We start from the raw sequence: 11913 nt of genomic DNA on the forward strand, positions 1-11913 counted from the left end.
GCCTCTGGTATACACTTAAGGGGCAAAAAATAACCAGCGGAGGTCATATGAAGCGTTTTGCTCTGGCATTGGTCACGCTGGTTGTTTGCGCAGGGGCGCAGGCAGCCAGCGACGAAGTAGAAATGAATCTCGTCACCTCACAGGGGGTAGGTCAGTCCATCGGTACGGTGAAGATCACGGAGACCGATAAAGGGCTGGAGTTCGCCCCCAACCTCAAAGCACTTCCTCCCGGTGAACATGGTTTCCATGTCCATGCTAAAGGCAGCTGTCAGCCCGCTTTAAAAGAAGGCAAACCGTCGGCGGCAGAAGCTGCAGGGGGTCACCTCGATCCGCAGCATTCCGGCAAGCATGAAGGCCCGGAGGGAATGGGGCATTTAGGCGATTTGCCTGTGCTGGTGGTGAACAATGACGGTAAAGCGACGGATCCGGTGGTGGCGCCTCGTCTGAAAAAGCTGGATGAGGTGAAAGGGAAAGCGCTGATGATCCATGTCGGTGGCGATAACATGTCCGATCAGCCTAAACCCCTCGGGGGTGGCGGAGCACGCTATGCCTGTGGTGTGATCTGATCCCCAATCGTTCCCGGTGGAGGTGCCTGTTCCAGCTGCGACAGCGAGCAGTGCAGGCGCCAGATTATCGAGGCCAAATCACGAGCCGCGGGCAGATGATGCCGCGCAAGGGTATCGCAGATCCGTTGCAGTTCAGCCAGCGTGGTTTCCAGCGGCCGCTGCTGGACGCCGCGCTCACTCATTACATCGCGTAGCAGGGAGAGGCAGACATCGCGCACCTGCGACAGCGGGTCGGAACGCGTTTCCCACGCACGAAGCTGCCAGACGACGTGTGAACAGTTCAGCAGTACCACGCCCCAGCGTAACAGCCAGCGACGGGAAAGAGAGTCCTGGCTATTATTGAGCTGGCTGACATGGTGATAAACCAGCGATTCATACTCGCTTTCACGCAGATGCGGTTTACGGCTAAGCTGGTCGACAAAACCCCGTCTTAGTTCACGGATATGTCTACGGCTTTTACGCGCATCAGAACCTGGCCGCAGTACGGCGAACGCCAGCCACGCCAGACCCACGCCGAGGATCTTCGCCAGATTGTCATTGAGAAAGTCGGCGTAATCATACACCGGTGGATTCGTCACTGAGATAAACGACCCCATAAAGACAATCAGTTGCCCCCAAAGACCGGCCAGCCTGGGCATTTGTAGCTTCAGCAACTGCATGGTGGTTAACAGCGGAAACAGGAACAGCAGGAACTGCCACAGGTCGCTTATCTGAACCATCAATCCAAACTTCACCACAAAACTGAACAGCGACAGCAACAGCAGCGTGCGTAACAGCAGCGTAAGCGAGTTAAACGGTGACGCGGCAACGGAATAGAGCACGCAGCTGATGGCGGCAAGCGTCAAGGCCGCAGAGCCGGATTCCCACTGCGTGGTGATGCTCCACGCGCCAACGAGGGTAAGGGCGCAAAAGGTGCGAAAACCGCTCCACAGCGCTTCCATATAGTCGGTGTGGCGCGCCAGCGCCGGGCTGCTGGGGACGGTGAATTCCGTTATTGGAGTGGCATTTTCGACCGCGTTGATCCAGCGACTGCTTCGCAGATACAGCCGACAAAAATAGTTCAGGCGCTGCCAGAACGCGCGGTGACGGTAATCGTATTCATCGACGGGAGCGAGCGGGGCGATGATCCTTGCCACGGTGTAGATGTCCGTATCCGGGCGGGCGAGGGCAGCGAGCAAGGTATCAATGACGGCGCGCGTGTTGGCAGGCGGCGCGGGCCAGTTGAGCAGCATTCGACGCAGGCTGGAGATAGCGCTGGTCATCCGCAACTGCTGATGCAGCAAATAGTTGAGGAGTTTGTTCTGCCGACGAAAGCGATAGTGGCTCCAGAAGGCCTGAATGCGCAGAAGATTCATGGTCAGGATCTGCCCGATGACCTTTTCGTGGGCCAGACGGATTTCATCGTTGGTATCTGGCTGCCAGAGAAGGCTTGCATGCTCCAGTAGGCGGGCATGCATGGTCTTCAGGGCGGTGATAAGCGCTGTACCGTCGGAGGTACTGGGCAGGATCATCATCATAAACCCACCGCTAAGAATGCCGACAATCACTTCACAGACGCGCGCCTGGGCGATGTCCCATAGCTCGGTGGTGTCGAGTACATTCACTACGGGAAAGGCAATAATGGCGGCGGTATAACCCGCCAGCTGGAATGCGTAGGCAACGTTATTGGTAAAATGGGCGCAGGCCCAGGTACAAAACCCCAGCCAGGCCGCCATGCTCAGTAAAAAGAGCCACGGATCGTTTAGCGTATGCCCCGCAATGATTAACGCCGCGGTGGCTCCCAGCAGGCTTCCGGCCACGCGCCCCAGACTTTTGCTGATGACCCCACCGACGGTCGGGAAGCTTACCACCGCCGCAGAGGTCATCGCCCAATAGGGTTCATCCAGATTCAGGTAATAGGCGACGGTCAGCGCAAGGCACATGGCAATGCCGTTTCGCAGCGCGTAACGCCACTGAGGACGCGATGCTTTTACCCAAGGAAGGTTTTGCCAGGAGAGCACCCGCAGGTTCATCTGCGCGTTCCGATAGAAACAGTACAGGTCGTGCCTGAAACCAGCGTGAGATTCTGGGGCAGGTTATCAAATTCTACGCGAACCGGAACGCGCTGTGCCAGACGAACCCACGGAACGTTAGGTTTAATATCGGGTACCAGGCCGGAATCCGTCTCAACGCTTTGATCGTAAATGGCGCGCCCAATGCTGGAAACGTGACCCTGTAACCTGTTCGAACCGCTGTAGAGGGTGATGGTTGCAGGCGCACCTTCCTGAATATGCCGAAGCTTGGTCTCTTCAAAATAGCCCACGACATAAAAAGAGTGGCTGTCGACTAAGGCAAAAACGGGTTGACCGGTAGTGGCATAGTTCCCCACGCGGGCAGAGAGGTTAGTCACCCAGCCATCGACCGGTGCTTCCACCACCGTTTGCGTTAGCGCCCACTGCGCCTGCTTGAGCGTAGCTTCCGCCACGTTAACGCTGGCTTGCATAGCCTTAACGTTTATGTTGGCAGTGTCTAAATCTTCGGCAGAGATATAGTTTTGCGACAAATGCCGACGGCGGGTCGCTTCGTTATTGGCTTTCGCGAGATCGGACTGCGCTTTCGCTAGCTGTGCCTGGGCGTTGAGGATGGCGATATGAAAGGGCGTATCATCAATACGGAATAAAACGTCTCCCTTTTTGACGAACTGGTTATCCTTAACAAGAAGTGTCGTGATGCTTCCTGACACCTGCGGTGTGATGCTTACCTGCTCTGCGCGAATTTTACCGTCGCGTGTCCAGGGGGACTGCATGTAGTAGTTCCACATCCACCAACCGGCAACCAGCGCCAGCGCCAGAACAAGAAGAGTGGAAAAGTATTTCAGCGTTTTCAGAGACATATTCACCACACGGTCAACACAGCAAGGCCCAGGCATACGGAGAGGGCAAACAGGGAGAGATCCATCAGCATGGGGTGCCAGATCTCGCCGGAATACATCCAGTCTCGCAGGAGCCGGTGTGCGACAAGCCAGATAGCAAAGCCCACCAGTACGGCTTTAAACAGGGGAGGAAAATAGACTGATGCACCAAAGATCAGGTCCTGAAGGGGTAACCCCGTGGAGTTTAACGAGAACGTCACGAGCAGTGGTCCTTTGCAGTGAACTGAGTGCCACGATGGCCTGTCTTACAATGAAGTAACATCTGTATTCAGTGTAAATCATACTTTTATTAATGTTGAATGCAGTAATGCATTTGTTTTGGCAATATAAATACTGCACACTATTCTAAAATCAGTATAATAACTTAGCAAGCTAATTATAAGGAGATGAAATTGGAATCGCCATTAGGTTCTGATCTGGCAAGGTTGGTACGCGTCTGGCGTGCTCTGATTGACCATCGCCTGAAACCTCTGGAATTGACACAGACGCATTGGGTCACGCTGCATAACATTCATCAGCTACCGCCCGAGCAGTCCCAAATTCAACTGGCAAAAGCGATCGGTATTGAGCAACCGTCACTGGTGCGCACGCTCGATCAGCTGGAAGAGAAAGGACTCATCTCCCGGCAAACCTGTGCCAGCGATCGTCGCGCGAAGCGGATTAAACTGACGGAAAAAGCGGCGCCTATCATTACTGAGATGGAAGCCGTTATCAGTAAAACGCGAGGTGAAATCCTGTCCGGGGTATCACCTGAAGAACTGGAAATGCTCATCAGCCTCATTGGACGCCTTGAGCAAAACATTCATGAGTTGCAGTCACGCGACTGAGAAGTAAAAAAAGGCCTTGCATGAGCAAGGCCTTTCTCTTTTTACTGGAAAATCACCACGCGGTTTCGGCCAGTCTCTTTGGCCTCGTACATCGCCTTATCCGCACTTTCCACGCACTTCTCGGCGGTTATGTCCGGCGATGTTGCCGTGAAGACGCCCATACTGATCGTAATCGGCTCGGGCAGCTGCCCCTCACTGCTGGCTTTATCAAAATTGCTTAACTTTATACGGATGCGTTCAGCGACCTGGCGTGCCTCTTCTGAAGAGGTATTTTCCAGCATCAGGACAAACTCCTCGCCGCCGATACGTGCCGCGATATCTTGCGGTCGCACGGAATCCATCAGCAGGTTAGAGACAAACTGCAGCACCTTGTCGCCCTGCAAGTGCCCGTAGTTGTCGTTAATACGTTTGAAGCGATCGAGATCGCTGACAATCACCGAAACCGGACGGTTGGCTTTGGCGATAGCCAGCGCCTGATTTAATGAATCATAAAAATAACTGCGGTTATAAAGACGCGTCAGCGGATCGCGAATCGAGTTCTGATAAGACTGCTGATATTTTAAATGTGATTCACGATACAAATTGAAAACGTCGTAAAGCAGGACAAAAATAATAAGCAGCGTCGCGACAGTCTCAAATAAACGGGCGCGATACCAGGAGATATCTTCGGCATGCCCACCCACTAACAGCATTGACAGCGTGACCACATAACAGACGCAGAGGAAATTCCCCCCGACCCAGAATAGGTTGCGTACGCGCGTAATAAACATCAGCGTTGCTAATGTCACCATCCACAGCACAATTAATGAAATATTGATGCACTGGCTCCAGAGAACCATAAACTGGCGGGTTTCATTATCCACCAGGTCAATTGATAACAAATCTGAATGACTTGAATAGAGCCAGGCCAGAAACACGGCACAAAAGGTAAAGACAAATAACCCGCTAATAATTGAAACATGCGCCAGCCGTGACAGTGGCCGACTCCGCGTGGTGTAGAGTAATGCCGAGACGATGATCAGTATCGCCATTAACAGATGGCGGAACATGTAGTAAATCATCGCATCGTTATAGTTGACGACATTGAATTGATAGAGATCCAGCCAGGCCGGGAAACTCGACAGCGTGCCAACCATCAATAATGCCGAACCGGCAAAGGCGAAGGCGATCGCTACCAGATACAACCGTTTCCTGTCACACCAGTATTTCATTGCCATAAAACAGGCAATAAAGAGGTGAAATACCAGCAGGAAAATGGTGAGCGTCGGGAACAGAAACGGTGAAAAGGAGGGGATCCATTCCACCAGTTTGATAAATAACGTTTGTAATATCCCGATGACAACAATGCAACCGAGACAGAACGAGATATAACGACCTTTTACAAAACGACTCATCGCAAGCATATAATTTTTAACAAAGTTATAATGAATTAAAAGAGGTAAGTGCGATGAGTCTAATCTATTAATTCAATAAATACTTTGCGCAGAAACAATATCAGATAACATTAATAATAAATGCAATAAATATATATTGTAAATATATTCATTCAAATGATGTTTTTTGTAAATGGATGTGGCCCGAGAGCCACATCCGTTATCAGATTAACGCGGGGAAACCGTCACCTGACGGCCATTGCTCGCCAGAACAACACGCTGGCCAGCGGAGAAACGGGTGTTGCCTTGTTTCTGAACGACCATAATGGTGCTACCGTCATCTTTGCGGATTTCCAGCTCCACGCCCTGGGTTTTGTTCATTGCACCCTGAACGCCCTGGCCTGCGACACCACCGGCAACGGCACCTGCTGCTGTCGCCAGCGAACGGCCCGTACCACCGCCTACGGTGTTACCGAGGAAGCCGCCCAGAACCGCACCGCCGATAGCACCCATTACGTTGTTTTCATCGCCGCCCTGAATTTGAACAGGACGCGCATTAACAATGGTACCGTAAGTCACGTTCTGAACTTGTTTAGCTTCAGAAGCGCTATAGACGTCGCCAGAAAGTGAACTGTCATTCACACAACCAGCGAGTGTTAAACCAATCAGCGAAACGCCCAGTACACGTAAAATCATTTGAATCTCCTGTTCACCCAAAACGCCCGGTTCGGGCATCCATTATGGCTAAATTATATGGCATTACGGGCCATACTTCATATCTTTGCACTAACTATCAGAAAATTGTACTTGAATTTGGCTTAACGGAAGATAAACGGACTTCCCGCGTGCCACCTGTCTGACATTGTTAAAAAATATTATCTCCGCATAGCAAAGCACCGCTGTTTATGGTGGAGTGGATATCCTTAGCCCACTCAACGTAAGGAAAGCGCATGAAATCGGGTCGCTATATCGGTGTGATGTCTGGAACCAGTCTTGACGGTGTCGATGTCGTCCTGGCCGCCATTGATGAAAACATGGTGGCGCAGCAGGCGAGTCTGACCTGGCCTATTCCCGTTTCGCTCAAAGAAGACATTTTGAGCATTTGCCAGGGTCAACAACTGACGCTTTCGCAGCTGGGACAGCTCGATGTGCGGCTGGGGGCGCTGTTTGCAGAGGCTGTTTTAGCCCTGATGCGCAAAGAGAATCTGCACCCGCAGGATGTGGTCGCCATTGGTTGTCACGGTCAGACCGTCTGGCATGAACCCACTGGCGACGCGCCGCACACGTTGCAAATCGGTGATAATAATCAGATTGTGGCAAAAACAGGTGTCACCGTGGTGGGGGATTTTCGTCGCCGCGATATTGCGCTGGGCGGGCAGGGTGCGCCGCTGGTACCAGCGTTCCATCACGCGTTGCTGGCACATCCGGTTGAGCGCCGTATGGTGCTTAATATCGGCGGGATTGCAAACCTGTCGATGCTGATCCCCGGTCAGCCCGTGCGCGGGTACGATACGGGGCCGGGCAATATGTTAATGGATGCCTGGATCTGGCGTCAGTGCGGAAAGCCCTATGATGAAGACGCGGAGTGGGCCAGCGAAGGCAAAGTCATTCTTCCGCTGCTGCAGTCCATGCTAAGCGATCCCTGGTTTGCGCTGCCTGCGCCGAAGAGTACGGGGCGCGAGTATTTCAACTACGGCTGGCTTGAACGCCAGCTGGCGCAGTTCCCTGCGCTGGCACCACAGGATGTTCAGGCCACGCTCACCGAATTGACCGCAGTGTCGATATCCGAACAGGTTCTCCTCAGCGGAGGGTGCGAACGCCTGCTGGTGTGTGGCGGAGGGAGCCGGAATCCGCTGGTGATGGCGCGTCTGGCGGCGCTACTGCCGGGTACTGAAGTCACCACAACGGATGAAGCCGGGATCAGCGGTGATGATATGGAAGCGCTGGCTTTCGCCTGGCTTGCCTGGCGTACCGTTGCCGGTTTGCCCGGTAATTTACCTTCTGTCACCGGCGCGCGGGAGGCGAGCGTCCTCGGAGCGATTTTCCCGGCAAATCCGCGTCATAATCAGAGTTAACTGAAATTCATCGTGGCGTGTCGTCGTTAGAATGGAACGAAACAGGAGGGCAGCGATGTCCTCCAGGACCAGGAAAGTCTTCGGAATACGCCCATGAAAAAACTTCTTCTTATTGCCGCGCCTTTATTGCTGTCAGGATGCAGCGTCTATAACCAGCTCCTTGAGCGCATGCAGACCGATACGCTGGCGTATCGCTGCGATGAAAAGCCGCTGACCGTTAAGCTGAATAATCCGCGTCAGGAAGCCAGTTTTGTCTACGACAACAAACTGCTGACCCTGAAACAGGGGATGTCGGCTTCCGGGGCGCGTTATACGGACGGGATTTACGTGTTCTGGTCGAAAGGTGACAGCGCAACGGTCTACAAACGTGACCGCATTGTGCTGAACAATTGCCAGCTCGAAAATCCGAAGCGTTGAGATTTTTACAGGGGCGGCGCACAATAGCGCCTCCCACTCTCAATGTCAGCTAACGCCATGTCAGATAACGACGAACTGCAGCAAATTGCGCATCTGCGCCGTGAATACACCAAAGGCGGCCTGCGTCGCCAGGATCTTCCCGCTGAACCCCTTGTGCTTTTCGAACGCTGGCTGAAACAGGCCTGCGAAGCGAAACTGGCCGACCCCACCGCCATGGTTGTCGCGACGGTTGATGAAAACGGTCAACCGTATCAGCGCATCGTATTGCTCAAGCATTATGACGAGAAAGGGCTGGTGTTCTATACCAACCTGGGCAGCCGCAAAGCGCACCACCTGGAAAACAATCCTCGCATCAGCCTGCTGTTTCCGTGGCACATGCTGGAGCGTCAGGTGATGGTGACAGGCAAAGCGGAACGTCTTTCGACGCTGGAAGTGGTGAAGTATTTCCACAGCCGCCCGCGCGACAGCCAGATTGGCGCCTGGGTTTCGAAACAGTCCAGCCGTATCTCTGCCCGCGGCGTGCTGGAAAGCAAATTCCTCGAACTCAAACAGAAGTTCCAGCAGGGTGAAGTGCCGCTGCCAAGCTTCTGGGGCGGTTTCCGCATCCCCATTGAGCAGATGGAATTCTGGCAGGGGGGCGAACACCGCCTGCACGACCGCTTTTTATACCAGCGCGACAACGGCGGCTGGAAAATCGACAGACTGGCACCGTAATCCCCGAAATTTGTTGATTTAAGCGCTAGCGCACACCGCGCTTGCGCTTTATTCTATGGTTGTTTCGCATCAGGCGAAAAGTCGTGTACCGGCAAAGGTGCAGTCGTTTATACATGGAGAATTTGATGGCAAGCAGTAACTTGATTAAACAATTGCAAGAGCGGGGCCTCGTGGCCCAGGTGACGGACGAGGAAGCGTTAGCAGAGCGACTGGCGCAAGGCCCGATCGCGCTCTATTGCGGCTTCGATCCCACCGCTGACAGCTTGCATTTGGGGCATCTTGTTCCATTGTTATGCCTGAAACGCTTCCAGATGGCGGGCCATAAGCCTGTTGCCCTGGTGGGCGGCGCGACCGGTCTGATTGGTGACCCAAGCTTCAAAGCCGCTGAGCGTAAACTGAACACAGAAGACACTGTGCAGGAGTGGGTGGATAAAATCCGCAAACAGGTGGCACCGTTCCTCGACTTCAACTGTGGCGACAACTCCGCAATTGCTGCTAACAACTACGACTGGTTTGGTGGCATGAACGTGCTGACCTTCCTGCGTGATATCGGCAAACACTTCTCTGTTAACCAGATGATTAACAAAGAAGCCGTGAAGCAGCGTCTGAACCGTGACGACCAGGGCATCTCCTTCACCGAGTTCTCCTACAACCTGCTGCAGGGCTATGACTTTGCCTGCCTGAACAAACTGCACGGCGTTTCCCTGCAGATTGGCGGTTCTGACCAGTGGGGTAACATTACCTCCGGTATCGATCTGACTCGTCGCCTGCATCAGAACCAGGTCTTTGGTCTGACCGTTCCGCTGATCACCAAAGCCGACGGCACCAAATTCGGTAAGACCGAAGGCGGCGCGGTATGGCTCGATCCGAAGAAAACCAGCCCGTACAAATTCTACCAGTTCTGGATCAACACGGCGGATGCCGATGTTTATCGCTTCCTGAAGTTTTTCACCTTTATGGACATTGAAGAAATCAATGCGCTGGAAGAAGAAGACAAGAACAGCGGTAAAGCGCCACGTGCTCAGTACGTGCTGGCGGATGAAGTGACCAAACTGGTCCACGGTGAAGACGGTCTGGCCGCGGCAAAACGCATTACCGCAAGCCTGTTCAACGGTACCCTGAGCGATCTGAGCGAAGCGGACTTCGAACAGCTGGCGCAGGACGGCGTGCCAATGGTTGAGATGGAGAAAGGGGCTGACCTGATGCAGGCGCTGGTGGATTCTGAGCTGCAGCCGTCTCGCGGTCAGGCGCGTAAAACCATCGCGTCTAACGCCATCACCATTAACGGTGAGAAGCAGGCTGATCCGGAATACACCTTCGTTGACGGCGATCGTCTGTACGGACGTTACACGCTGCTGCGTCGCGGTAAGAAAAATTACTGTCTGGTCTGCTGGAAGTAATTAAAAGTACACAGGGGCGTGGGAAACCACGCCCCTTTTGTTTTTACAGGGTTTGGTAAGAAAAAATGAAGAACATCCTCGCCATCCAGTCCCACGTTGTTTTTGGGCATGCTGGCAACAGCGCAGCGGAATTCCCGATGCGCCGCCTCGGTGCCAACGTCTGGCCCCTCAATACCGTACAGTTTTCAAACCACACGCAATACGGCAAATGGACCGGCTGCGTGATGCCGCCATCGCACTTGACGGAAGTTGTGCAGGGTATTGCCGAAATCGACCAGCTTAAGCGCTGTGACGCAGTGCTGAGCGGCTATCTCGGTTCAGCAGAGCAGGGGGAACATATCCTGGGGATCGTTCGCCAGGTGAAAGCGGCGAATCCTGCGGCAAAGTTTTTTTGCGATCCGGTCATGGGCCACCCTGAAAAGGGCTGTATTGTCGCGCCCGGCGTGGCGGAGTTTCACGTCCGCCACGCGCTGCTGGCCAGCGATATTATTGCGCCAAATCTGATCGAGCTTGAAATCCTCTGCGAGCATCCGGTAAACAGCGTAAAAGAGGCTGTAAGCGCTTCTCGCGAGCTAATTGCTCAGGGGCCTGAGATTGTCCTGGTGAAGCATCTTGCGCGCGCAGGGTTAAGCCAGGACCGTTTTGAGATGCTGCTGGTGACGAAAGACGAGGCATGGCACATCAGCCGTCCGCTGGTGGATTTTGGTACGCGTCAGCCGGTAGGGGTGGGCGATGTGACCAGCGGCCTGCTGCTGGTGAAGTTGCTCCAGGGGACGGCTCTGCGGGATGCACTTGAGCATGTGACCGCAGCAGTTTATGAAATTATGATGGCGACGAAAAACATGCAGGAATATGAGCTGCAGGTGGTGGCAGCGCAGGATCGTATCGCGAAGCCCGAGCATTATTTCAGCGCAACCCAATTGTAAGAGCAGGGAAAGTGTCGGCCGGGTAAGCGCAGCGCCACCCGGCAATACAGAGCGCTCGGATTAATTCAACCCTTCTGCCTTCAGCGCCGCTGCAACCGCAGGGCGCGTCGCGACGCGTTCCATATACGACGCAATATGATCTAACCCTTCCAGGTTCAGCTTCACCGCGCGCGCCCAGCGCAGAACGGTAAACAGATACGCATCAGCAATGGTGAAACGCGCACCGCAGATCCACTGATCGTCTTTCAGTGATTCATTAATGTACTGCATCTTTTTCTCAAGTAACGCACGTACGGTCGGTTTGTACTCTTCCGGCGTGTCCGGGCGGAACAGCGGCGTAAAGCCTTTGTGCAGCTCGGTCGCGATGTAGTTAAGCCACTCAAGGGTTTTATAGCGAGAGATACTGCCTGTTGGTGCCAGCAGCTGACGATCCGGCACGTTGTCGGCCAGGTACTGCATAATCGCCACGCCTTCGGTCAGCAGCGTACCGTCATCCAGCAGCAAAGCCGGAACTTGTCCTTTCGGGTTGATCGCGAAAAAATCATCGCCGTTTTCGAGGCGCTTTTTCATCAGGTCAACGCCGTCCAGCGTGAAATCTTTGCCGCTCTCGCGAAGAGTGATATGGGAAGCAAGAGAGCAGGCGCCCGGTTTGTAGAACAGTTTCATCGGTAACTCCTTTTTGCTGAGGTATCAGCTATGTTAGT

Annotated in this window: 13 protein-coding genes; 7 read left to right on the forward strand and 6 right to left on the reverse strand. The window is 53.7% G+C overall.

The genetic code is table 11. The annotated features are described in order from the left end of the window. Window positions 1–47 precede the first annotated feature (47 nt). Window positions 48–566: a superoxide dismutase [Cu-Zn] SodC gene (gene sodC, locus KW829_RS09880; RefSeq protein WP_010430333.1), complete on the forward strand. Its 519-nt coding sequence runs from the start codon at window positions 48–50 to the stop codon at window positions 564–566. Here the strand turns inward: sodC and KW829_RS09885 are convergent. Genes KW829_RS09885 through KW829_RS09895 form a run of 3 tightly spaced genes read right to left on the reverse strand, consistent with a single transcriptional unit; the run spans window position 545 to window position 3677 of the window. Further along, window positions 545–2578, reverse strand: a complete 2034-nt coding sequence (locus KW829_RS09885) for an FUSC family protein (protein WP_120158811.1) — start codon at window positions 2576–2578, stop codon at window positions 545–547. The genes sodC and KW829_RS09885 overlap by 22 nt on opposite strands. Continuing rightward, the gene (locus KW829_RS09890) at window positions 2575–3438 is read right to left on the reverse strand and encodes an HlyD family secretion protein (RefSeq protein ID WP_010430336.1); all 864 of its coding nucleotides are present in this window, start codon (window positions 3436–3438) and stop codon (window positions 2575–2577) included. The genes KW829_RS09885 and KW829_RS09890 overlap by 4 nt, the downstream gene beginning before the upstream one ends. 2 nt (window positions 3439–3440) lie before the next feature. After that, window positions 3441–3677, reverse strand: coding sequence for a DUF1656 domain-containing protein (locus KW829_RS09895; RefSeq protein ID WP_010430338.1), 237 nt, complete (start codon window positions 3675–3677; stop codon window positions 3441–3443). 186 nt (window positions 3678–3863) lie between these two features. Between KW829_RS09895 and slyA the strand changes: the two genes are divergently transcribed. Further along, window positions 3864–4304, forward strand: a complete 441-nt coding sequence (gene slyA / locus KW829_RS09900) for a transcriptional regulator SlyA (RefSeq protein WP_029485052.1) — start codon at window positions 3864–3866, stop codon at window positions 4302–4304. A gap of 41 nt (window positions 4305–4345) precedes the next feature. On the opposite strand, the gene KW829_RS09905 is transcribed toward slyA, so the two are convergent. Then, window positions 4346–5707 (reverse strand): GGDEF domain-containing protein, encoded by a 1362-nt coding sequence (locus tag KW829_RS09905; protein WP_218308106.1) that lies wholly within the window; start codon window positions 5705–5707, stop codon window positions 4346–4348. Window positions 5708–5905: 198 nt separating this feature from the next. Then, window positions 5906–6373 (reverse strand): outer membrane lipoprotein SlyB, encoded by a 468-nt coding sequence (gene slyB, locus KW829_RS09910; protein WP_010430343.1) that lies wholly within the window; start codon window positions 6371–6373, stop codon window positions 5906–5908. A 254-nt stretch (window positions 6374–6627) separates the two neighbouring features. Here slyB and anmK point away from each other — a divergent pair, with 254 nt between their 5' ends. From anmK to pdxY, 5 genes are all read left to right on the forward strand, one after another. After that, a complete protein-coding gene (gene anmK / locus KW829_RS09915) occupies window positions 6628–7752 on the forward strand; it encodes an anhydro-N-acetylmuramic acid kinase (protein ID WP_010430345.1) in 1125 nt (374 codons plus the stop codon). 93 nt (window positions 7753–7845) lie between these two features. Then, window positions 7846–8169 (forward strand): C-type lysozyme inhibitor, encoded by a 324-nt coding sequence (gene mliC / locus KW829_RS09920; RefSeq protein WP_010430347.1) that lies wholly within the window; start codon window positions 7846–7848, stop codon window positions 8167–8169. A 57-nt stretch (window positions 8170–8226) separates the two neighbouring features. Further along, a complete protein-coding gene (gene pdxH, locus KW829_RS09925; protein WP_003857601.1) occupies window positions 8227–8883 on the forward strand; it encodes a pyridoxamine 5'-phosphate oxidase in 657 nt (218 codons plus the stop codon). Window positions 8884–9008: 125 nt separating this feature from the next. Next, window positions 9009–10283, forward strand: coding sequence for a tyrosine--tRNA ligase (gene tyrS / locus KW829_RS09930; RefSeq protein ID WP_010430352.1), 1275 nt, complete (start codon window positions 9009–9011; stop codon window positions 10281–10283). Between the two features lie 65 nt (window positions 10284–10348). Beyond that, on the forward strand, window positions 10349–11209 hold the full coding sequence (gene pdxY / locus KW829_RS09935; RefSeq protein WP_218308107.1) for a pyridoxal kinase PdxY: 861 nt from the start codon (window positions 10349–10351) through the stop codon (window positions 11207–11209). Between the two features lie 60 nt (window positions 11210–11269). Here pdxY and gstA read toward each other — a convergent pair whose 3' ends face one another. Beyond that, on the reverse strand, window positions 11270–11875 hold the full coding sequence (gene gstA / locus KW829_RS09940; protein ID WP_218308108.1) for a glutathione transferase GstA: 606 nt from the start codon (window positions 11873–11875) through the stop codon (window positions 11270–11272). Window positions 11876–11913 lie beyond the last annotated feature (38 nt).

The organism is Enterobacter sp. ENT02 (genome assembly GCF_019219165.1).
Classification (GTDB): Bacteria; Pseudomonadota; Gammaproteobacteria; order Enterobacterales; family Enterobacteriaceae; genus Enterobacter; species Enterobacter mori.